21 protein-coding genes are annotated in these 20,862 nt (G+C 67.3%); 17 read left to right on the plus strand and 4 right to left on the minus strand.

Going from position 1 to position 20,862, the window contains the following annotated elements:
* Window positions 1–40 precede the first annotated feature (40 nt).
* The gene (locus G6035_RS08445; RefSeq protein WP_176616636.1) at window positions 41–1,060 is read right to left on the minus strand and encodes a zinc-dependent alcohol dehydrogenase family protein; all 1,020 of its coding nucleotides are present in this window, start codon (window positions 1,058–1,060) and stop codon (window positions 41–43) included.
* A 179-nt stretch (window positions 1,061–1,239) separates the two neighbouring features.
* On the opposite strand from G6035_RS08445, the gene G6035_RS08450 reads away from it, so the two are divergent.
* From G6035_RS08450 to G6035_RS08465, 4 genes are all read left to right on the plus strand, one after another.
* Window positions 1,240–2,151: a helix-turn-helix transcriptional regulator gene (locus G6035_RS08450; protein WP_176616637.1), complete on the plus strand. Its 912-nt coding sequence runs from the start codon at window positions 1,240–1,242 to the stop codon at window positions 2,149–2,151.
* Window positions 2,152–2,259: 108 nt separating this feature from the next.
* Window positions 2,260–2,667, plus strand: a complete 408-nt coding sequence (locus G6035_RS08455) for a cupin domain-containing protein (protein WP_176616638.1) — start codon at window positions 2,260–2,262, stop codon at window positions 2,665–2,667.
* Entirely contained in the window at window positions 2,668–3,651 is a 984-nt protein-coding gene (locus G6035_RS08460; RefSeq protein WP_176616639.1) for an aldo/keto reductase, read from the plus strand.
* A gap of 1,078 nt (window positions 3,652–4,729) precedes the next feature.
* Entirely contained in the window at window positions 4,730–5,137 is a 408-nt protein-coding gene (locus tag G6035_RS08465) for a hypothetical protein (protein WP_176616640.1), read from the plus strand.
* Window positions 5,138–6,139: 1,002 nt separating this feature from the next.
* On the opposite strand, the gene G6035_RS08470 is transcribed toward G6035_RS08465, so the two are convergent.
* Both G6035_RS08470 and G6035_RS08475 read right to left on the minus strand, forming a co-directional pair.
* Complete coding sequence (locus G6035_RS08470; protein ID WP_371130926.1) at window positions 6,140–6,817, minus strand: type 1 glutamine amidotransferase domain-containing protein; 678 nt, start codon at window positions 6,815–6,817, stop codon at window positions 6,140–6,142.
* Window positions 6,818–6,943: 126 nt separating this feature from the next.
* Entirely contained in the window at window positions 6,944–7,102 is a 159-nt protein-coding gene (locus G6035_RS08475; protein WP_176616641.1) for a hypothetical protein, read from the minus strand.
* Window positions 7,103–7,860: 758 nt separating this feature from the next.
* On the opposite strand from G6035_RS08475, the gene G6035_RS08480 reads away from it, so the two are divergent.
* The 7 genes from G6035_RS08480 (at window position 7,861) to G6035_RS08510 (ending at window position 15,042) form a co-directional block, all read left to right on the plus strand.
* Entirely contained in the window at window positions 7,861–8,949 is a 1,089-nt protein-coding gene (locus G6035_RS08480; RefSeq protein ID WP_176616642.1) for an SDR family oxidoreductase, read from the plus strand.
* Window positions 8,946–9,278 carry a hypothetical protein gene (locus tag G6035_RS08485; protein ID WP_176616643.1) on the plus strand — a complete coding sequence of 111 codons (333 nt, stop codon included), beginning with the start codon at window positions 8,946–8,948 and terminating at the stop codon, window positions 9,276–9,278. Before G6035_RS08480 ends, G6035_RS08485 begins: the two co-directional genes overlap by 4 nt.
* Before the next feature lie 65 nt (window positions 9,279–9,343).
* Window positions 9,344–9,826 carry a hypothetical protein gene (locus tag G6035_RS08490; RefSeq protein ID WP_218063046.1) on the plus strand — a complete coding sequence of 161 codons (483 nt, stop codon included), beginning with the start codon at window positions 9,344–9,346 and terminating at the stop codon, window positions 9,824–9,826.
* Window positions 9,823–10,485, plus strand: coding sequence for a gluconate 2-dehydrogenase subunit 3 family protein (locus G6035_RS08495; protein ID WP_176616644.1), 663 nt, complete (start codon window positions 9,823–9,825; stop codon window positions 10,483–10,485). The genes G6035_RS08490 and G6035_RS08495 overlap by 4 nt, the downstream gene beginning before the upstream one ends.
* Window positions 10,482–12,131, plus strand: coding sequence for a GMC family oxidoreductase (locus G6035_RS08500; protein WP_176616645.1), 1,650 nt, complete (start codon window positions 10,482–10,484; stop codon window positions 12,129–12,131). The genes G6035_RS08495 and G6035_RS08500 overlap by 4 nt, the downstream gene beginning before the upstream one ends.
* A gap of 12 nt (window positions 12,132–12,143) precedes the next feature.
* Complete coding sequence (locus G6035_RS08505) at window positions 12,144–13,937, plus strand: thiamine pyrophosphate-requiring protein (protein WP_176616646.1); 1,794 nt, start codon at window positions 12,144–12,146, stop codon at window positions 13,935–13,937.
* Between the two features lies 1 nt (window position 13,938).
* Window positions 13,939–15,042 (plus strand): enolase C-terminal domain-like protein, encoded by a 1,104-nt coding sequence (locus tag G6035_RS08510; RefSeq protein WP_176616647.1) that lies wholly within the window; start codon window positions 13,939–13,941, stop codon window positions 15,040–15,042.
* 51 nt (window positions 15,043–15,093) lie between these two features.
* Here G6035_RS08510 and G6035_RS08515 read toward each other — a convergent pair whose 3' ends face one another.
* On the minus strand, window positions 15,094–16,866 hold the full coding sequence (locus G6035_RS08515; RefSeq protein ID WP_176616648.1) for a glycoside hydrolase family 15 protein: 1,773 nt from the start codon (window positions 16,864–16,866) through the stop codon (window positions 15,094–15,096).
* Window positions 16,867–16,998: 132 nt separating this feature from the next.
* Between G6035_RS08515 and G6035_RS20565 the strand changes: the two genes are divergently transcribed.
* The 6 genes from G6035_RS20565 (at window position 16,999) to G6035_RS08540 (ending at window position 20,851) form a co-directional block, all read left to right on the plus strand.
* Window positions 16,999–17,304, plus strand: coding sequence for a hypothetical protein (locus G6035_RS20565; protein ID WP_371130930.1), 306 nt, complete (start codon window positions 16,999–17,001; stop codon window positions 17,302–17,304).
* Between the two features lie 285 nt (window positions 17,305–17,589).
* Window positions 17,590–18,732, plus strand: a complete 1,143-nt coding sequence (locus tag G6035_RS08520; RefSeq protein ID WP_176616649.1) for a glutamate--cysteine ligase — start codon at window positions 17,590–17,592, stop codon at window positions 18,730–18,732.
* A gap of 145 nt (window positions 18,733–18,877) precedes the next feature.
* Complete coding sequence (locus G6035_RS08525; RefSeq protein ID WP_176616650.1) at window positions 18,878–19,060, plus strand: hypothetical protein; 183 nt, start codon at window positions 18,878–18,880, stop codon at window positions 19,058–19,060.
* Window positions 19,038–19,961, plus strand: a complete 924-nt coding sequence (locus G6035_RS08530; protein ID WP_176616651.1) for an SDR family oxidoreductase — start codon at window positions 19,038–19,040, stop codon at window positions 19,959–19,961. The genes G6035_RS08525 and G6035_RS08530 overlap by 23 nt, the downstream gene beginning before the upstream one ends.
* Before the next feature lie 158 nt (window positions 19,962–20,119).
* Window positions 20,120–20,527 carry a hypothetical protein gene (locus G6035_RS08535; protein ID WP_176616652.1) on the plus strand — a complete coding sequence of 136 codons (408 nt, stop codon included), beginning with the start codon at window positions 20,120–20,122 and terminating at the stop codon, window positions 20,525–20,527.
* Window positions 20,528–20,581: 54 nt separating this feature from the next.
* Window positions 20,582–20,851: a hypothetical protein gene (locus G6035_RS08540; protein ID WP_176616653.1), complete on the plus strand. Its 270-nt coding sequence runs from the start codon at window positions 20,582–20,584 to the stop codon at window positions 20,849–20,851.
* The last annotated feature ends 11 nt before the right edge of the window (window positions 20,852–20,862 follow it).

Below are 20,862 nucleotides of genomic sequence, written 5' to 3' on the forward strand. Positions count from 1 at the left end.
CCCGGGAGGTCGTCCGGGGGCCGGTGCCGCCTGCTGTGGTTCAGAGGGTGAGGAGGACTTTGGTGGCGCGGCGCTGGTCCATGGCCCGATAGCCCTCGGCCGCCTCCTCGAGGGGCAGCGTGAGGTCGAACACCTCACCGGGGTTGATTTGGCCGGTCATGATCAGGTCGACCAGCTCTGGCAGGAACCGGCGCACCGGGGCGGGGCCGCCGTGCAGGTGAACGCTGGAGAAGAACAGCTCCTGGCCTTTCAGGTCGACGTCGTGGGAGACGCCGACGAATCCGACGTGTCCGCCGGGCCTGGTCGCGCCGATGGCCTGCTCCATGGCTTCCTGGGTGCCGACGGCCTCTATGGTCGAGTGTGCGCCGTAGCCGTTCGTGAGTTCCTTGATCTTCGCGATGCCTTCGTCTCCGCGCTCTTCCACGATGTCGGTGGCGCCAAACGTCCGGGCCAGGGCCTGCCGGTCGGCGTGGCGGGACATGGCGATGACCTTCTCGGCGCCGAGGCGCCTTGCGGCGAGGATTCCGAGGAGCCCCACGGCGCCGTCGCCGACAACGGCGACGGTCTTGCCCGGTCCGGCCTCGGCGGCGACTGCGGCGAACCAGCCGGTGCCGAGCACATCGGAGGCGGCGAGCAGGCTGCGCGCCTGTGCCTCGGTGGGTTCCCCGGGAACCTTGACGAGTGTGCCGTCGGCGAGCGGGATGCGGGCGTACTCGGCCTGGGTTCCGACGGCGCCCATCATGACCTGGTGGATGCACCTGGATTGGTAGCCGGCCCGGCAGATCTCGCAGGTGTTGTCGGAAGCGACGAAGGATCCGACGACGTAGTCGCCGACCTTGATCTCCGTGACGGCCTGACCTGTCTGCTCGACGATGCCGATGTACTCGTGGCCCATGGGCGTGTCCTCGACGGGTTCGGCACCCCGGTACGGCCACAGGTCCGAACCGCAAACGCACGTGGCGGTGATGCGAATGATCGCGTCGGTGGGTTCTTGGATGGTCGGGTTGGGGCGGTCTTCGACCCGGACGTCCCCGGGGGCGTGCATGACAACACCACGCATGATGGTCTCCTTCAGAAGTGACTTCGCTGGGCCCGGTGTCCGGCGCCCACCCGCCAGGGTGATCACACCGCCGGCCTGCGTTCCATGCTCCTGCCGTTTTCACGCGCGTGGAAGACCCGGTTGATAGGGGTACCGGCAGGGACTCCCTTATGCGTGGTTGAGCGCCTACCGTTGAAGGCATGAACAACAGGGCAGAAGTACGCGAGTTCCTCACCTCGCGCCGGGCCCGGGTGACCCCTGAACAGGTTGGCCTGCCCGAGGGAGCCAACCGGCGGGTCGCCGGGCTGCGCCGCAGCGAGGTCGCAACCCTGGCCGGTGTGAGCGTGGAGTACTACACCAAGCTCGAGCGGGGCGCGATCAGCGGTGCCTCCCCGCAGATCCTTGACGCGCTTGCCAAGGCGCTGCGCCTGGACGACGCCGAGCGGGCCCACCTGTTCGACCTCGCCCACGCCGCCAGCCCCGTGGCCCGGCCACCGCGACGTCGGAACCCGAAGTGGTGGACGCCGCACCCCAGCCTGCAATGGGTGCTCGACGCCGTGACCGCCGGGCCCGCGTTCGTGCGCAACGGCCGCATGGACATCCTCGCGACCAACACCCTCGCCCGCGCGTTCTACAAAGACTCCTTTGACATGCCCGGGCAGCCGCCGAACATCGCCCGATTCACTTTCCTCGACGAGAGGGCCCGCGGGTTCTACCCGGATTGGGACATGTTCGCCGAGGTCACCGTCGCGATCCTGCGCACCGAAGCCGGGCGCGACCCCCACAACAAGGAACTCCATGACCTCATCGGCGAACTGTCCACCCGCAACGCCGAGTTCCGCCGCCTGTGGGGCTCCCACAACGTCCGTCATCACGGAACCGGATTCAAGACCTTCCACCACGAGATTGTGGGCGAACTGACACTCGCCTATGAGGGCATGGAGATGGAATCCGAACCTGGCCTGTCAATCACCATCTACGCCGCGGAGCCTGGCTCGGACTCGGCCGAGCGGCTGCAACTGCTCGCCTCCTGGGCCGCCAGCGAGTACGGCCGGAACTCCGCCCGCCTGCCGGAACAGGAAAATTCCCAGAGCGCCCCGCCGCCCCGGTGAGACGCACAGGGTCCCCAGCCTCGCCGACGTCGTCCGCGTCACCAGGGAAGCCGGCCCGCCGTCGCGGCGCCACAACCAGCACAGCGAATAATTTGAGGAGATGCACTGATGGAGATCACCCCCAAGGCCGCGACAGGCAAGGGCCCTGCGGAAACATTCACCGGCGACGTGTACGTGGATGCAATCGCCGCCCCGCACCAGCCCGGCCAGCGCATGGTCGCCGCCCGAGTACGGTTCACTCCAGGGGCGCACACCGCCTGGCACTCCCATGCGCTCGGCCAAACCCTGCACATCACCGAAGGCGTCGCGCTGATCGGCACACGCGACGGACACGTCATCCGCGCCACCCCCGGCCAAACGATCTACACGCCGCCGGGCGAGGAACACTGGCACGGCGCCACGCCCGAAGATTTCATGGAACACCTGGCGCTGCTGGACAACGCCGATGACCCGTCGACCACCACCAACTGGCTGGAGCATGTCACGGACGGAGACTACCGGAAGGACACCCACTAATTGAATACCCGCACCCTCGGACAAGGACTTGAGGTGTCCGCCATCGGGCTGGGCTGCATGGGCATGTCGCAAGGCTACGGACCCAACCCCGGCACCCGTGGGGACATGGTCGCCGTCCTGCGCTCGGCCGTCGACCGCGGCGTGACGTTCTTTGACACCGCCGAGGTTTACGGCCCCCATGCCAACGAGGAGCTCGTCGGCGAGGCTCTGGAACCCGTACGCGACCAGGTCGTCATCGCCACCAAGTTCGGTTTTGACATCGAAGGCGGCAAGGGCGGGCTGAACAGCCGCCCGGAACAGATCCGGCGGGTGGCAGATGCCTCGCTGCAGCGTCTGCGCACCGACACCATCGACCTGTTCTACCAGCACCGCGTCGATCCCCAGGTGCCGATCGAAGACGTTGCCGGCACCGTCTCCGAACTCATCGCAGAAGGCAAGGTGCGGCACTTCGGGCTCTCCGAAGCAGCAGCCCACACCATCCGCCGCGCCCACGCCGTCCACCCGGTGACGGCGCTGCAAAGCGAATATTCACTGTGGACCCGTGAACCGGAAGCCGAGGTCCTGCCGACGCTCGCCGGGCTGTGCATCGGATTCGTCCCGTTCAGCCCCCTGGGCAAAGGCTTCCTGACAGGTACGCTCGACCAGGGCACGCAATTCGCGAGCGGCGATATACGCACCACCATCCCGCGGTTCAGCGAAGAAAACCGTGCCGCGAACCGGGCACTCGTTGAGCACGTCGTAGCGACCGCACAGGCCAAGTGTGCGACCCCCGCACAGATCGCCCTGGCCTGGCTCCTTGCCCAGCAACCCTGGATCGTCCCCATCCCTGGCACCCGGAGCACATCCCGCATCGGGGAAAATGCCGGATCCACCGCAGTAGCCCTCTCGGCAGATGAACAGGCCGGTCTTTCCGCCCTGGCGGACCGTGTTGGTGTGACCGGCGCCCGCTACAACGAATACCACCTCGGCCTCGTGGGCCGTTAGGACCAAAGGCGTTCTCGCACCGGCCTGGCCCAACGCATCCGTTGGGGTCAGGCACCGCTGGTCGGTGTCCCATCCTGCCATGCCTGATGGGGCACCCCGGGGAGCCCCCTTCGGGTTGAGCGGCAGCCGAACGTCAGAATGACACGGGTCCACGACGCAGGAATGCTCCGCACCCACCAAACGGCCGGCCAGAGCCGCCGCCGCGATCCGCTGACATTGCTGGGACTCGTTGGGGCAGGGCAAATCCGACGACTGGCACAGCCGTGGGCACCTTGGTGAGGGGTGTCGCCCCGAGGCCGGTTGGCACGAGTGCCTTCAGTGGATCCGGACCGGTGGACACAGGCCAAATCGGCAACGACCACCGGCCACCCGTCCGGCAACCACAATTTCAAGTGGGCAGCTCCCACGCAAAAAATGACAAAGCAAACAGTGCCGCCAGCTCGCGTTGCATAGCCTCCAAAGCCCCATGAAGAGTTGTAGGAAAAACGTACCGGAACCGCGAAGGGGAAGCCAAGGAGCGACCGCGAAATCAGGACTGGCCAGCCTTCCAGGCAGCTGCAAAAGGGTGTTGCCCGAGGCGGGACACGCACCCGGGAAAGCCTCCAGGCAGACACCGGGCACCCGCGCAGACATGCGGGCTCCGGCCTGGTCCGACGTAGTCCAGGCCAGTCGGGCAGAAATGGTGTTGACACGGTCAACACGCCGGATTCGGGCCTGTGGGAGGAAGCATGGTCCTATGAAGGCAGCCCGTCGGAGCAATCCACAGTGACGTCAATCGTGGACTGCCAGCAGGCGCAGCGGCCCACTCACCAAACATGTGGTCAGGCATGGACGGAGAAAACAGCCCACGCTAAAATGTAGTTGCCAGCACGGGCGCTGGCCGCCTAAGCAGACGGTGGAGGTTCAACCCTCCATGCTTTGCTTCCACGGTTAGGCTTCCGATGATGATTGCAGAAGATCCATTGCTCGATGAACGTGGCGCCATCCTGCGGCCTCTCCCGAGACTTGAATCGGGGCGAAGGCGGAGCGCTTCACCACCTTATTCCCTCTCAAGTTGTGGGCCCTCAAAGAGGCAGCCATGACGATCGCCCCCGCGGCGGACGAACGTTCCGGCAGCACGGAAGGCCCCGATGCGAGTCCTTGGTGTTCATACTGCGACACGGACGAGCACCTTGTGGTTGAGTCCATCGGACCCCTGTCGCCGGCGAACCGGGACCTTGTGGAAGTCGAGTACGCCTGCGCCATGTGTGACGGCTTCTACGCCCACGTTGCCACGGTCAGGCGGGTAGCTGGCCTTCTTGGCATGGAGCCCGCGGGGCCCGGCGTGCTGCACTTCGGACACGAATACATCCATTGCGGGGAAGTCATGCAGCAGGATGGAGAGCACACCGCCCGGGAAGCATCCGTGGCCAGGGGCTCCAGTGTCATGGGCGACGTGAGGATCTTGCGCTGCAGGTGTGGATTCCTGCTGGCGCGTCCCCTGTAACGGCTCCTGTCCAGGCGGTCCGCGCCGGGTTCACCTTGCGCCCGGTCCTGGCCACCGCAATCACCCTTGAAATGATCGGGCACCTTGTTTCCGGTTCCGGCCAAACGGACACTGCTTATATGGTCTCGCCGTCAGATCCGGGCTTCCCGGGACTCTGCGCTGCCGCCTTGGCCTTGGAGAGGGTGGGGCCATTGGTGCAAGCTACCGCCCCCTTCCGATTTCTCCCAGAAGATCAATGCGACCCCTCCCCCGACGGCCAAGACAGCACCCCGAGGGGGTCACCGGCGGCCAGCGGCTCAATCCACCGCCACTCATGGAGTCATAAAGAACAGGGACAATGGCACCGGCGGTCTGTCCGATGGCGAAGAAATCGGAGATCGCCAGGCCCCACGCCGCGGGGGGACGAATAAAAGGTGATGCCGCTGGGCGATACGCCGTGGAACCATCGCAACACTGGAGCCCCGGAGAAGAAAATTGCGTTGTAGCAGAACGACCAGGTCACCTCACGGAACGGAATGCCTGGAAGCGGGGATACTTGCAGAGCCGCCGATTCGCCCACCTCCGCAGGTTCGCCGTCGGAGGTGCGGATGTCCGACTCGATCTTCCCAACCATTCTCCCGGTTTCATCCTCGCGCCCATGGGCCATCGGCCAACGCGAAATATCTGGCATGCTCCGGCCAGGTAGATGGCCGAGGCCAGGATGAAGGGCGTCTTACAACCGTGCCTGTCACCCAGCCGGCCAAAGTAACGGGCCCGCCGCGTCCCCCATCAGCTCCGTGGTTCCGGTCAGGCCGACCTGGGCCAGGGCCGTCGTCAAGTCATGCGGTAAGCCGGCGGCGGCATCAATTTGGATCTCGTGCCCGACAAGGAACAACGAGCCGCCCGGCCCGACGATGACATCCAGTGGAAGCTTCCCTACGGCAGCCGGTCCATCCGTGGCTGCACCGCCGAGCACGCCCCGGTCCCGTCAGGCGGTCCCGTCAGGGCAGGGCGGCAAAACACCTACGTGAACGCGGTCACCATCGCCGTCACAAAGGCCGGCAGGTCATCGGGCCTGCGGCTGGTCACCAGTGGCCAGCCATGTTCAATGCAGACATGCACCGGCTCGTCGATCCATGTTCCGCCGGCATTGCGGATGTCGGTGCGCAGGCTCGGCCAGCTGGTGAGTGTCTTGCCGGCAAGGACATCAGCCTCCACCAGCATCCACGGACCGTGGCAGATGGCCGCGACAGGTTTTCCGGCCCCGACGACCGCCGCCACGAATTCCACAGCCTCCGGACTGAGCCTGAGCTTGTCAGGGTTGGTGGTTCCGCCCGGCAGTACCAGGGCGGCACAGCGTTCCACCGGGATTTCCTGAACAGTCTTGTCGATGGGGAACGTGTCCCCCGGTTCGGTATCGTGGTGGAATGCCTGCATCTCGCCGGGGACGTCCGACACCAGGACGGGTGTGCCCCCGGCGGCGGTGACCGCCTCCCATGGCGTCACGAGTTCGATTTGTTCGACACCCGAGGCAGCGGCCAGAAACACAATGGTCTTGCCATCCAACTCGTGCGACATCAGACTTCTCTCCTCACCTTGCGCACCTTGCGCTTCGCGAATATGCCCTCCCCAGGCACGCATTTCCACATGCTTGGCCCCCACGACCAAGTACAGGCTGCAGCAGTTGGGCTGCGCGGGCACGGCGCAACTTCAGGGCGCCGCGCCCGGCGCGGGCCGGTACCGTGAACACGCACGAACGATTGACCCGGTGGCGTCCCCAGCCCTTCCCTTCCGCGACCGTCCACCCTTCAGGTGGAGCCGATGGTCCTAGCGGTGCAGGGCGCTTCTGCGCGTCCAACCAACGGCGCCGGTGATGATGAACAGCACTATGCCGATGATTGCCAGCCAGATCAGGCCCTTCAACGTGAATCCGAGAATGGCAATGATTGCCCAAATGACAAGGAGCAGCACTATCAACCCAACCATTTTTCCACCTCCTTTACGTCCGCGCCGGCCCCGGAGGTCCGGACTGTCAAGGACCGCTCCGACCTCGGGGCCGGGCAGCGTCGATGTGATGGCCGGGGCTGCTTCCCGGGTTTGATGGAATGCGGACCACCTGCGGTGTACATGCCTTGGAATTCATCCGGCAGTGCTAACCCGCATCCCCTGGCCGCCATGGCGGCTGACTTCCAACGCTATTCCCATTCGCGTCCATCCGCAATGACTTGCCTATCCACCGGAGGGACGTCAACGCCGGTCCAGTGTGGCTTTGTCTTCCACGTCCAGCAGGCCCGCCGCAGGCAAACGGGCCTGTTAGGACCGGAACGACGGGTCCGCGCCGCGTTGATACACGCTGTGGTGATTGAGGTGATGGACGAGCCCCGCCGGCTGACACGAAGGGACCGCCCGACGGTGGGGGCAACCCATGATCGCCGTGCCGCCCCGGCCAGGGTCCACGGGCCGGGGCGGTGGCCACCCGGACGGCATGCGCAGGGGCCGGAAAGGCCAACCACCAGGGCCGCCGTGCATCCGAACCCGGCCCCGCAGACATTGGCCGCTCCGGCCACCCGCTGTGGACAAGGACCGGCGTCAGCGCTAGCGTCAAGAGTAGTTGAGGTCATACGCCAGGCCCGCCGCGAGCACCCCTGAAAGGGTTGGCGGCGCATGTTCACAACCGTGGCACCCCACATCGCCGGCAAGCAACGCCGGCCGGAAACCGCCGCGATCTTGCCGAAGGATGTCCCATGACCACTTCCACGGAACCTGCAACCAACAACCACGGCGCATCTGCCTCCCCTGCCCCATCGACAGCGGCCGCCGATGCCCGCCCTCCCGGGCGCGTCGTCGTCGTCACCGGGTCCAGCGGCGGGATCGGACGGGCCACCGCTGTCGCCTTCGCCCGCACGGGGGCCAAGGTGGCGCTCCTGGCCCGCGGAACAGCCGGGCTCACGGCCGCGGCGGCAGAGGTGGCCGCTGCCGGGGGGACGCCGCTTCCCCTGGAAGTGGACGTGTCCGTCGCCGACGAAGTGGACGCAGCTGCCACGCGCATTGAGGCAGAGCTCGGCCCCGTCGACGTGTGGGTCAATGTCGCCTTTACGTCCGTCTTCGCACCGTTCACGGAGATCAGCCCTGACGAATTCAAGCGCGTCACCGAAGTCTCCTACTTGGGCTACGTCTACGGCACCATGGCCGCCCTGCGATGCATGGTCCCCCGGAACCGCGGAACGATCGTCCAGGTGGGCTCCGCGCTGGCCTACCGGGGCATCCCGCTGCAGAGCGCCTACTGCGGCGCCAAGCACGCCATCCAGGGATTCAACGAGGCCCTGCGGTGCGAACTGCTTCACGACCGCAGCGGAATCCACACCACCATGGTCCAAATGCCGGCCGTCAACACGCCCCAGTTCTCCTGGGTGTTGTCCCGGCTCCCACGCAAGGCCCAGCCGGTGCCGCCCATCTATCAGCCCGAGGTGGCCGCCAGGGCCGTGATCTACGCGGCCGACCATCCCAGGCGGCGCGAATACTGGGTGGGCGGCAGCACCATGAAGGTCCTCGCCGCCAACGCCATCGTCCCGGCCGTACTGGACCGGTACCTGGCCCGCACAGGCTATGAATCACAACAGACCGATGAGGCGAAGCCGGCGGACCAGCCGGCCAACCTGTGGGAACCGGCCGACGTCGAACGCGACTTCGGCGCGCACGGCGCTTTTGACGACAGGTCAGCCCCCGCCAGCAGCCAGTTGTGGGCCTCCCAGCATCACGGGCTGCTGGTGTCCGGGACGGCACTCGTTGGTGCCGCCGCGGCACTGGCACTGGTGCGGCGGCTGTTGCGATGAGGACGCTGGAGCTCGTGCGCGCCTGCTATGGCGCGTGCGAGCTGATTTGGCCGTCGGGCGTCTACCGGGTGCTGTCAGGAGGCCCCCCTCCCAAGGGAGCCGTCACCATTGTGCGGGTCCTGGGTGCCCGGCACGTGGCCCAGGCCGCGCTGCTGGCCGGCGCTGACCGGCTGGCCGCCCCGCACGGACTGCACCGGGTGTTTTCACTCGTCGACGCCGCACACTGCGCCACCATGGTGGCCCTCGCCGCCGGATCCCGGCGCCTGCGCCGCCCCGCACGGAGGGACGCCGTAATCGCCGGGTCCTTCGCCCTGCTGGAGAACAGATGAACGGTCCGCTGCGGGCCGCAGGAACCCGCCCAACCCACGCACAAGGTACTGACAGGAGAGCCACAATGACCGCCCCTTTTAGCCGGCACGAGAAATCACCCGAACTGGTTGCCGAAGCATTGGTCGGCATCGACCGGATGGTGCGCAACATCGAAACCGGCCGGTTCGAGCGGTCCCTGTCCGCGGTGACCGCCGTCGGATCGCTGGTCACGGCGGCGGAGATCTTTTTCGAGCACGACAAGGCCAGCTTCGGCGACCCTTGGATGTGGGCTCCCGTTGTCCTCGGCCCCGTGGGTGCGGCGGCCGGGGTGGCAGGGTTCTTCAGCCGGCGCATGGCGAAGACGGCCCTGCCGGTGGCGTCCGCACTGATTGTGGCCAACGGGCTCCAGGGCACTTGGCTGCACGCCCGTGGCATTGCGGAGAAGCCAGGCGGCTTCGGCAACCTGCGCTACAACATGGAGATGGGTCCGCCGCTGCTCGCCCCGCTGCTGGTCACGATGGTCGGGGCGATGGGGCTGCTGGCGGGCATCCTGAGGCGGGAACGGTGAGCGCCCCCGCGACAGGGGGCTCCAAGGCGCTGCCCCTCACAGAGCGTGACGGCGGGCGACGGTTCCCGGGACTGCACTCCGCGGAGCTGTCCGGGAACTGGGATCCTGCCACGGAGTCGGTTGTGATGCAGCGCCTGGGCAACCAGCCACACATGCGCTACCTGACGCCGGCCGAAGAGGCCGCCGCGGACGCGCTGTTCAACCAACTGCTGGGCCAGAAAGAGGAACCGCGCATTCCAATTGTGCAAATGGTGGACGCCCGCCTCGCCGAGGCTGCCACGGACGGCTGGCACTACCAGGGGATGCCGGAGGACGGCCGGGCCTGGAAAATCTCCCTGGCCTGGCTGGACGACGACGCCCGGCTGCGTTGCGGCAGCACGTTTGCGCGCGCCGGTTGGCACGAGCAGCACCGGGTCCTGCAAAGCGTCCAAAATCTCGGGAAGGACAACTGGCACGAATGGCCGGCGTCCCATGTCTGGAGCCTGTGGACACGCTACGGCTGCACCGCCTTCTATTCACATCCATGGGCGTGGGACGAGATTGGCTTCACCGGCCCAGCCTATCCACGCGGTTACAAAAACCTTGGCCTGGACGCCCGGGAGCCGACCGAAGTGGCTGATGCACGGCCCCGCCAAGACCCGTTGCGGAGGCAATCATGACGGGGGTCAGGGAGCGCAACGGGTCCGCCTGGCTGTTGCCCGCCCGCCCCGGCATCGACCCGGGCCTGCGCGACGGCATGCGACGGTTTGACGACGGCGACGAAGTGGACCTGGTCATCGTGGGGGCCGGGGCCGGCGGTGCCACCCTGCTGCAGCGCCTGGCCCGGGCCGGGTGGCGTGTGCTGGTCCTGGAGGCCGGCCCGTTTTGGGACCCGGAGAGGGACTGGGTCAGCGACGAGGCCGGTTCCCACGATCTGTACTGGACGGAGCCGCGCGTCATCTCCGGTGCGGACCCGGTGCCGCTGGGCTCAAACAACTCAGGGCGTGGCGTGGGCGGTTCCATGGTCCACTTCGCCGGCTACGTCCCGCGGTTCCATCCCAGCGACTTCCACACGCTCTCGGCGGACGGCGTGGGGGCCGACTGGCCCCTGCGCTATGAAGACCTCCGGCCCTACTACGAGGACATTGAAGGGGAACTGCCCGTGGCCGGGGAACACTGGCCGTGGGGGGATCCGCACGGCTACCCGCACCGGCCACATCCGGTCTCCGGCAACGGCGAGTTGTTCCTGCGCGGGGCCTTGAAGGCAGGGGTCACAGCGAAGGTGGGGCCGGTGGCCATCGCCAACGGCCGCTTCGGGAACCGGCCGCACTGCATTTACCGCGGCTTCTGCCTCCAGGGGTGCAAGGTCAACGCCAAGGCTTCCCCGCTGATCACCCACATCCCGGACGCCCTGGCCCACGGAGCCGAGGTCCGGGCCGACACCATGGTCACGCGCGTCGCCGTTGACGGGCGCACCGGCCGGGCCACAGGGGTCCACTACGAGCACCGCGGCACGGAACATTTCCAGCGGGCCCGCATGGTCGCCGTCGCCGGCTACTCCATCGAGACGCCGAGGCTGCTCCTGAATTCCGCCTCACAGCGGTTCCCCGACGGGTTGTGCAACGACTTCGACCAGGTGGGGCGGTACCTCATGGTCCAAGGGGCGCCCCAGACCGCAGGCCGCTTCGAGCAGGAGGTGCGCATGTGGAAGGCGCCGCCGCCGGAGGTCAGCAGCGAGGAATTCTACGAAACCGACCCCACCAGGCCGTACAAGCGGGGGTATTCCATCCAGACGGTTTCCCCGCTGCCCATCACCTGGGCCGAGCACATCATGGCACAGGGCCATTGGGGCACCGACCTGCGCAAGTACATGAGCGATTACGTGCACTGGGCCTGCCTGGGCGCCCTGTGTGAATTCCTGCCCCAGGCCGGGAACCGGGTGACGCTTTCGGAGGAAAAGGACCGCCGCGGCATGCCGGTGGCGAACTTCAGCTATTCCCAATGCGAGAACGACACAGCGCTCATGCACGCGGCGCAGGCCGGCATGGAGGAAATCCTCACGGCCGCCGGCGCGGAGGAGGTCATCACGATCAACCGCTACGCACACCTGGTCGGCGGCGCCCGCATGGCGGCGACGCAGGACGCCGGCGTGGTCAACTCCGACTGTGTGAGCTTCGCCGTGCCGAACCTGCTCATCGTGGACGGGAGCGTGCTTCCCACGCAGGGCAGCGCCAACCCGGCCCTGACCATCATGGCCATCGCCGCCCGCACGGCGGCGGGGCTAATCGCCGCCAGCCGAAACGGCACCGGTCACCTGCCGAACTGAAAGGACACCATCATGGCCAAGCAAACAGTTGCAGACTTCCTGCTCAACCGCCTGCGAGAATGGGGGGTGGACCACGTGTTCGCGTTCCCCGGCGACGGGATCAACGGCACGCTCGCCGCATTTGGCAGGGCAGGGAACAAACCCAAGTTCGTCCAGTCCAGGCACGAGGAGATGTCCGCTTTTGAAGCCGTGGGCTACGCGAAGTTCACGGGCCGCCTGGGCGTGTGCATGGCGACCTCGGGACCCGGCGCCATCCACGTTCTCAACGGCCTGTACGACGCAAAACTGGACCATGTGCCCGTCGTGGCCATCGTGGGCCAGACGGCGCAAAGCGCCTTGGGGGGCGCGTACCAGCAGGAGGTGGACCTGCTGAGCCTGTTCAAGGACGTCGCCAACAACTACGTCCAAATGGTCACCGTCCCCGAACAGCTGCCCAACGTCCTGGACCGCGCCGTCCGGATCGCCTTGGCCGAAAGGGCGCCGACGGCGATCATCATTCCCTCCGACGTGCAGGAACTGCCCTATTCCGCCCCCACCCACGAGTTTAAGATGGTCCCTTCGAGCCTTGGCGTGCAGTGGCCGACCATCACCCCCGACGCCGCGGGCATCCGGGAGGCGGCCGCCATCCTCAACGCCGGCAGGAAGGTGGCCATGCTGGTCGGCACCGGGGCCAAGGGCGCCGGGGCGGAGCTGATGGAGGTGGCGGACCTGCTGGGCGCCGGCGTGGCCAAGGCGCTGCTCGGCAAGGACGTCCTGTCCGACGAACTTCCCTACGTCACCGGTTCCATCGGACTGCTCGGCACGCGGCCCAGCTACGAAATGATGCGCGACTGCGACACGCTGCTGACCGTCGGCTCCAGCTTCCCCTACACCCAGTTCCTGCCGAAACCAGGGCAGGCCAGGGCGGTGCAGATCGACATTGACCCGAAAATGATTGGCCTCCGCTACGGGTACGAGCGCAACATTGTCGGGGACGCCAAAACGACGCTGGAAGCCTTGATCCCGCTGCTACGTCCCCGCGAAGACACCTCCTGGCGCACCACCATCGAGGACAACGTGGCGCGCTGGTGGGAAACGATGGACATGGAGGCCAACGTCTCCGCGAATCCCATCGACCCCATGATGCTGTTTTCCGAATTGTCGCGGCGGCTGCCGTCCAATGCCATCGTCACGGCCGACTCGGGCTCCAGCGCCAATTGGTACGCCCGCCAGCTGCGCTTCCGCGATGCCATGCGCGGCTCCCTGTCCGGCGCGCTGGCCACCATGGGTCCTGCCGTGCCGTACGCCATCGGGGCGAAGTTTGGCTGCCCGGAGCGCCCCGTCGTCGCCTTCGCCGGTGACGGCGCCATGCAGATGAACGGCATGGCGGAGCTGATCACCATCAAGCACTACTGGCAGGAGTGGGCCGATCCTCGCCTGATCGTGGCGGTCCTGCACAACGACGACCTGAACCAGGTCACCTGGGAGATGCGCGCCATGGAGGGCGCACCGGCCTTTGAGGAGTCGCAGACCCTGCCGGACGTGCCGTACGGCGAATTCGCCAACCTGATCGGGCTGCAGGGCATCACGGTGGAAAGCCCCGACGACGTCGGACCGGCCTGGGAACGGGCCCTTGCGGCAGACCGGCCCACCGTGCTGGACGTGCACGTCGATCCCGACATTCCGCCCATCCCGCCACACGCCACGCTGGAGCAGGCGATGGACAGCGCCAAGTCGGTCCTCAAGGGCGACTCCAGCGCCTGGGGCTTCATCAAGGAGGGAGTGAAGACCAAGCTGCAGGAGGCCCTCCCCCACAAGGAGGGCTGAGATGGACGCGGACCCCGCCGTCGAGGAACTGAAAACCGCAGCCTATAAAGTGCCCACCGACGCCCCGGAGGGGGACGGCACCTTTGCGTGGGACTCCACCACCCTGGTCCTGGTGCAGGCGAGCGCCGGCGGCGTGACAGGCTTGGGGTGGACGTACGGCCCCGCCGCATGTTCGGCTCTCGTCGGGGAAGTCCTCTCCCCTGCGGTACAGGGCCTGCCCGCCCTCGACGTCGGCCGCGCCGCCCAGGCGATGGCGCAGGCAACACGCAACACCCCGCGTCCGGGGATGGCCGCCTACGCCATCTCAGCGGCCGACTGCGCGCTCTGGGACTTGAAGGCCCGGCTGCTCCACCTGCCGTTGCACCGCCTGCTGGGTGCCGTGCGGGACGAGGTTGCGGTCTACGGCAGCGGCGGTTTCACCACATACAACGAAGCCCAGCTCGCCGGGCAGCTGGGCGGCTGGGTTCACGGCCAGGGAATCCCCCGGGCCAAGATGAAGATCGGCGAGTCGTTTGGCACTGAGGAAGGGCGGGACGTGGAGAGGATGCGCCAGGCCCGCGACATCATCGGCCCCAATGCGGCATTGTTCGTCGACGCCAACGGCGCCTACACGGCAAAACAGGCCATCCGGATCATGGCCAAGGTTCGTGAGCTGGACATCAGCTGGTTTGAGGAGCCCGTCTCCTCGGACAACCTTGCGGGCCTGCGCGAGGTCCGCGAACGCGTGGACGCAGACGTGGCCGCGGGCGAATACGGCACGGACCTTGCCTACTACCGGCGCATGTGTGTCGCGGATGCCCTGGACTGCGTGCAGGCCGACGTCTCCCGGTGCGGAGGCATCAGCGAGTGGTTGCGCATTGCGGCGCTCGCGGCTGCCTGCAACCTGGAAATATCCGGCCACTGTGCCCCGCACATGACCGTCCATGCCGCGGCAGCCACCCCCAACTTCAGGCACCTGGAATGGTTCCATGACCATGTCCGCATCGAAAACCTGTTTTTCGAGGGCTGCCTTGACCCGCACGGCGGGGCCCTGCGCCCCTCCACGGAGCCGGGCAACGGGCTGGCCGTCCGGACCGGCGCGATGGAGGAATACCGGGTCGCCTAAGCGCCCCCTCATTCCGGCCCAGAGGTGCCGCTTCCCCCGGACCGGGCCTGGTCAGATGTCGATCGGGGCATGCCCGCCTCCCGGTTCGGCAAGGCGCCGGGAGGCTTCCAACATGGCCGCATGGACAAAGCCCTGCGGGAAGTTGCCGCGCAGCTGGCGCTGCTCGATGTCGTATTCCTCCGTAAACAGGCCCGGCGAACCGCAGGCCGCACGGTTCCGTTCGAACCAACGAACCGCTTCCTTTTCCTCCCCGTGGAGGTGCAGCGCGGTCGCCATGGTGAAACCACACAGCAGAAACGCGCCCTCGGCGTCGGCCAGCGGCCGGGCGTCCTGGCTGAAGCGGTACAGGAACCCCTGCCTGCCCAGCTCGCGATGGATGGCAGAGAGCGTCACCGCGCTGCGGACGTCGTCGGGCGTCAGGGCCCCGCGAACAATCGGCATAAGCAACGAACCGTCCACCCGCTCATCCCCGGGCGCCCGCTGCCACCGACCGGTCGGGTGGAGACAATCCTCGGACACGTCGGCGGCGATCACGTCCGCCAAAACAGCCCACTGTGAACCCTGGGCGGCAGGCGCGTGCCTCGCGATGGCACGCAGCCCGGCCACGCAAATCAGCCGCGAATGCGCCCACCTCCGGTTGTCCAGCTCCCAGATCCCGGCGTCCGGCTCCCGCCAGCGCTCCTCTATCGCGGCTATGCACGTCTCAACCGCGCGCCAATGGTCCAGTTCCAGCCGGTCGAGCCCGGCGGCGGCCGCAAAGAGCAGCAGGCACTCCCCGAAGGCGTCAAGCTGGAATTGTTTGTTGACCCAGTTGCCCACCTTGCTGGAACCTCCCGGGTAGCCGGGCAGCCCCAGTTCGACTTCATCGGGAACCCTGCCACAGTCAACCGTGTAGGCCGGTTTCATCCGGGGGCCGTCGGCGAGCAGCCTTCCGGTCACGAAGCGTACAGCATCATCCAACAAATCAAGGGCGCCACAGGCGGCCGCGGCCTCGCCGGCGAAGCACTGGTCGCGGATCCAGGCGTAGCGGTAGTCGTAGTTGCGGTTCGCGTTGGCCCGCTCAGGCAGTCCCATCGTCGCCGCGGCCACCATGGCACCATCCGCCCCGGTCATCCCCCGCAGGACGGCATATGACTGGCGCGCATCGTCGGGCGCGATGGTGTTGCCCATGCCCGGGACGGCCTTCCGCCAGGCTTCCTCGGTCGCAATCCAGGACGCGTCCGGATCCGGCGGGGTGCGTGGAAGGCGCACCGAGGACACTTCCAGCACCAGGTCGTGTTCCGCGCCTTCCTCAACATCAACCTCCATCGACAACACGCCGTCGTCGATCCGGGCCCCCGCCGCCCCGGTGAGGCGGATGCGCAGGTCCCCAGACCGCGCCGTCCATACCCCCTCGGACAATGACAGGCGGGTCATCCGGTGCCGGCCGAAGTTGGCACGGGCGTCCAACACCACCCTGACGCGCGCCGGACCCGCCACGCCGCGGATGCGGCGAAGGATGACGGCCCGCTCTGGCTCGCCCGGGTACATGAGGGCCTCGCGGCATCCGATCTGGCCGGCATTCGTGGTCCAGCGGCTGTTCCAGATGAGCGTCCCGTCCTCGTAACTGCCGCCCCAGACGGAGTGCAGATCCGTGGGAGTCACACCAAATACCCCCGGCCCGCCGATCAGGGCCGAGAACACCGCTCCGCTGTGCCAGCGCGGCGCGCACATCCACACCACGTCGCCGCGCGGGCCAAGAAGCGCCCCCCGTTCACCGTCAGCGAGCATGGCGTACTCGCGCAGCACGTGGGGCGGGAAGGGTTCATTCGAATCGTGCAACATGCTGCGAGTCTAAACTCTGGGCAACGCGGCGGCCAGCATCCCCGCACCACCCAAAAGCACATGGACCACTCCCACGTGTAACCGCCCGTCAACGACCTGGCGACACTGACCTGGCTGGGCCGGATTGGCCGAATGCAGCGTGCGTTGGAAGAGGACCACCCCGAACCGGTCATTTCGCGGATGCGCAGCGAGCTGCAGGCCAGGAAGGTGGTTGTGGACTGGAGCCAGAACAACGCGAATAAAACCACCGCGGCCCCATACCCGGCGCGGGGAAGGTCCCGTCCCCGGGCGGCCGCCCCGCAGCTGGGGCGACGTGGCCTCGTCCTTGCCCGCACGGCTGGACCACACTGCGGTTCCCCGGCCGGTACGGACGCTGCCAGGCGCCCCGCCTGGCACGCCCGGAACCCGCCGTTGCGCAGCCCTGTGAGCCAGCCATGAATTTCAGCCGGAAGCTGTGGCTCGAACGCCTCATGGCCAATCACACCAACAGACGTTATGGCGGGGGGAAGGGCGCCAGGTCCGGCGGCGTCGGCATACCGTCCGGCCCGGCTTGCGCGTCGAACATGACAGGGTCCGGGAAGACTGGACACCGCGGACAATAAAGCATGGACAAGCGACCATGGCGGGCCTACCCTCTAAGCAGGACGGGCCCGGCCACGCCGTTGACCGCCCCACACCACTTCAGCGGTTCCATGCGGATACTTCGGGAATGGCGGGACCGCGATGCGCACGTTCGGAGTTGAGGAGGAATTTCTCCTCGTGGATCCCCTCACTCGCTGCCCTGTGCCGGCGGCCTCTGCTGTCCTGACGATGCCGGCCACGGAACGGGATTGGCAGCCCGCCGGCGCGGGGGCACGCGTCACCGGCGAATTGCAGCTGGAGCAGCTTGAGGTCTCCACGGACCCCTGCGGGACCTTGGCGGTGCTGGCCGACCAGCTGCGCGCGGGCCGGGCCGCCGCTGATGCCGCTGCGCAGGCCGGCGGGGCCCGGATTGCCGTCCTGGCCACCTCCCCGCTGCCAGCCACCCCGCATCTGCGCACCACCCCGCGGTACCGGCGGATGGCGGACCTGCACGGGCTCGTGGCAGCCGAGCAGTTGACGTGCGGGATGCACATCCATGTGGAGGTTGCTTCCGACGACGAGGGCGTGGGCGTGCTCGACCGCATCCGCATATGGTTGCCGTTCCTACTGGCCCTGAGTGCCAATTCGCCCTACTGGAACGGCAACGACACGGGCTATTCGAGTTTCCGCTCCAGGGTCTGGAACCGCTGGCCGACAACGGGCCCCACACCGATCTTCGGCTCCGCACGCGCCTATGGGCGCCTGGTGGACAGCCTGCTGGACACCGGAGTACTGCTGGATCCGGGCATGGTCTACTTTGACGCCCGGCTGTCGCGGCATTTTCCGACAGTGGAAATCCGCGTCGCCGACGTATGCCTCGACGTGGCAACAGCGGAAGTGCTCGCCGGCCTCGCACGGGCACTCGTGGAGACGGCCGCCGCACAGTGGCGCGCGGACGTCGCGCCGCCGGCGGTCCCGGAAGCGCTCCTGCGCGCGGCAATGTGGCTGGCCGCACGGAACGGACTCGGCAGCGAACTTTTGGACCCCAGTTCCTTTCGCCCCGTTCCGGCAGCACAGGTCGCCGCGGGCCTGCTGTCGCACCTGTCCGCCGCCCTGGGCCCGGGCAGCGAAGGAACCCGGATCCGGCACCTGCTCCACCGCAGCCTTACGCGCGGCACCGGTGCGGACTGGCAACGCCGAGAATTTGCCCGGCACGTGGACCGGGCCGAAGTCGTTCTGGCAGCCATCGGCGAGACCCAGGGCGGGCGTCCCGGTCAAGGACCGAAGGCACCGGAAGCGTCCTGAAGGTCGCACGGAGGGGGTGGCAGGAGCCGCGGCTCCCCGCTAGAGTGTGGTCTATCGGCGGTTTCCGCCGGGGGTCGAGCAGCCGGCTGCAGAGTGCTTTTCAGCGACTCGCACACGAAAATTCGTGAACATCAAGGATCCCGTGATGTCGAAATCCCCAGACAGCCCTTCCCACACCTCCTCCGGCCCGCGTCTGCGCCCCAACCGTGAAGACCCGGCCTGGGACTACGGCGACCCCTTCGAGGCGGCGCGCGTCATTTGGCCCGGCACGGGCGCCACCGGGGCCACCAGTGAAAGGAGTCCCCATGTCCCTGCCACCAACAAGTGACATTCCGGCGTCGGGTGGTCACGCTCCGCTCACCGACCCGCGCACGGCCTACGCCAGCGAACGCTTTCCCGGCCAACAGCAGGACTATCCCGGCTGGACCGGGGCCATGGACCCTGTCCCGGACCACGGCGAAGGCAGCTACCACGGCAACCACCGCCTGGACGGACTGGCCGCCCTGATTACGGGAGCCGACTCGGGAATCGGGCGGGCCGTCGCCATCGCCTACGCGCGGGAAGGAGCCGACGTCGCCTTCACCCACCTTCCAGAGGAAGACAGCGACGCCGCGCAAACCGTGCAACTGGTCGAGGACGCCGGCCAGCGGGCGCTGGCCCTGCCAGGAGACCTGCGGCACGAGTCATTCTGCCAGGACGCCGTCGCCCAAACGGTGGAAACCCTCGGCAGACTCGACATTCTCGTGAACAACGCCGGCTTCCAAATGTCGGTCGATTCCCTGGAAAACCTGGAAACAAGCCAACTGGAGCGGACTTTTGAAACCAACGTGTATTCACTCCTGTGGCTGGCCAAGGCAGCACTGGCGCACCTTCACCCCGGTGCATCGATCATCAACACAACGTCAATCCAGGGCTATCACCCGTCGTCCACGCTGCTTGACTACGCGGCGACAAAGGCGGCCATCGTCAGCCTCACCCATTCCTTGGCCGGTTCCCTGGGTGAACGGGGCATCCGGGTCAACGCCGTCGCCCCGGGGCCCATCTGGACCCCCCTCCAACCGCCCACGCAACCCGTGGAAAAGATCAGGAACTTCGGGCACGACACGCCGTTGGGGCGGGCCGGCCAACCGGCCGAACTCGCCGGGGCCTACGTCTACCTGGCGGACCCGTCCAGCACCTATGTCTCCGGCACCGTCATCGGCGTCACCGGCGGGCGCTACTTGGGATGAGGACGCCCGGAAGCCGCTGCCAGCGCGCGGAAGCGACTCCTGCGGGCGGGCACAGGCTCCCGGGCGGCGCTTTTCAGGTCCGTGTGGCCGGGGTGAAACCGAAGGTCCCCGGGGAGACACTTTCCGGCAATTGAACGATTTAAGGCAAGGAGCTGTCCATGAAAGTGAAACTGGCATTCATTGCGGGGCTGGGCACAGGGTATGTGCTGGGCACAAGGGCCGGGCGCCGTGGTTACGAAAACCTTGACAACCTTAAAATCACTGCCCGTTCCCTGTGGGAAACGGCGAAGGTGCAGGACACCGTCACCCAAGTGGGGGAAACCCTGAAAGAGGGGGCCGCCAAGCTGGGAACCCGGGTGATTGGCAAGTTCACCGGCCCCGATCAGGCAATGGAAAATGCCGGCGGCCCTGCAACCGTGCAGACCACCGCGGCGTCCGGCACGGCACCCCAGCCCCGCGGAATTGACCATGCCCCGGACGTCGAGTCGGACCCGGCCCTGAACGACGACCTCGGCCAGGACTGGAGCGACGAAGGCGGGGCCCTTCCTTCCGGCCCCTCGCAGTAGTGGCCGGCTCGAACAACCAAAAGACAAGATTCCACAACGATCGAGGAGCAGGCAGTGAACACAAACGACGAGACCAACGGCAGCGAACCGACGCAGCCCCGTGCACCCGAGGAGTCGGGCTACGGCGCGCCCACCCCCGAAAGCGAGGTCCCGCCAGGCGGCGCGACAGACGCGGGGTCCGCGGATCCGACGCCGTGGGGGCCGCCACCGGAGGCGGAAGCGCCTTCAACGGACGCCCCGCTCGACGGGGACAACGCCGGTCCCACACGGCGGGAACGGGAGTCCTTCTCCTCTGAGCCTCCAGGGGAGGCAGCCGGAGAGTAGCGGCCCCAGAG

This window comes from Arthrobacter sp. SDTb3-6 (assembly GCF_013376095.1).
Lineage (GTDB): Bacteria > Actinomycetota > Actinomycetes > Actinomycetales > Micrococcaceae > Specibacter.

Bases quoted from the DNA above. Each gene is read 5' to 3' on its own strand.
- G6035_RS08445 (WP_176616636.1), bottom strand. From the start codon at position 1,060: ATGCGTGGTGTTGTCATGCACGCCCCCGGGGACGTCCGGGTCGAAGAC.
- G6035_RS08455 (WP_176616638.1), top strand. From the start codon at position 2,260: ATGGAGATCACCCCCAAGGCCGCGACAGGCAAGGGCCCTGCGGAAACA.
- G6035_RS08520 (WP_176616649.1), top strand. From the start codon at position 17,590: ATGCGCACGTTCGGAGTTGAGGAGGAATTTCTCCTCGTGGATCCCCTC.
- G6035_RS08490 (WP_218063046.1), top strand. From the start codon at position 9,344: ATGACCGCCCCTTTTAGCCGGCACGAGAAATCACCCGAACTGGTTGCC.
- G6035_RS08480 (WP_176616642.1), top strand. From the start codon at position 7,861: ATGACCACTTCCACGGAACCTGCAACCAACAACCACGGCGCATCTGCC.
- G6035_RS08485 (WP_176616643.1), top strand. From the start codon at position 8,946: ATGAGGACGCTGGAGCTCGTGCGCGCCTGCTATGGCGCGTGCGAGCTG.
- G6035_RS08530 (WP_176616651.1), top strand. From the start codon at position 19,038: ATGTCCCTGCCACCAACAAGTGACATTCCGGCGTCGGGTGGTCACGCT.
- G6035_RS08505 (WP_176616646.1), top strand. From the start codon at position 12,144: ATGGCCAAGCAAACAGTTGCAGACTTCCTGCTCAACCGCCTGCGAGAA.
- G6035_RS08475 (WP_176616641.1), bottom strand. From the start codon at position 7,102: ATGGTTGGGTTGATAGTGCTGCTCCTTGTCATTTGGGCAATCATTGCC.
- G6035_RS08535 (WP_176616652.1), top strand. From the start codon at position 20,120: ATGAAAGTGAAACTGGCATTCATTGCGGGGCTGGGCACAGGGTATGTG.
- G6035_RS08510 (WP_176616647.1), top strand. From the start codon at position 13,939: ATGGACGCGGACCCCGCCGTCGAGGAACTGAAAACCGCAGCCTATAAA.
- G6035_RS08515 (WP_176616648.1), bottom strand. From the start codon at position 16,866: ATGTTGCACGATTCGAATGAACCCTTCCCGCCCCACGTGCTGCGCGAG.
- G6035_RS08465 (WP_176616640.1), top strand. From the start codon at position 4,730: ATGACGATCGCCCCCGCGGCGGACGAACGTTCCGGCAGCACGGAAGGC.
- G6035_RS08500 (WP_176616645.1), top strand. From the start codon at position 10,482: ATGACGGGGGTCAGGGAGCGCAACGGGTCCGCCTGGCTGTTGCCCGCC.
- G6035_RS08450 (WP_176616637.1), top strand. From the start codon at position 1,240: ATGAACAACAGGGCAGAAGTACGCGAGTTCCTCACCTCGCGCCGGGCC.
- G6035_RS08525 (WP_176616650.1), top strand. From the start codon at position 18,878: ATGTCGAAATCCCCAGACAGCCCTTCCCACACCTCCTCCGGCCCGCGT.
- G6035_RS20565 (WP_371130930.1), top strand. From the start codon at position 16,999: ATGCAGCGTGCGTTGGAAGAGGACCACCCCGAACCGGTCATTTCGCGG.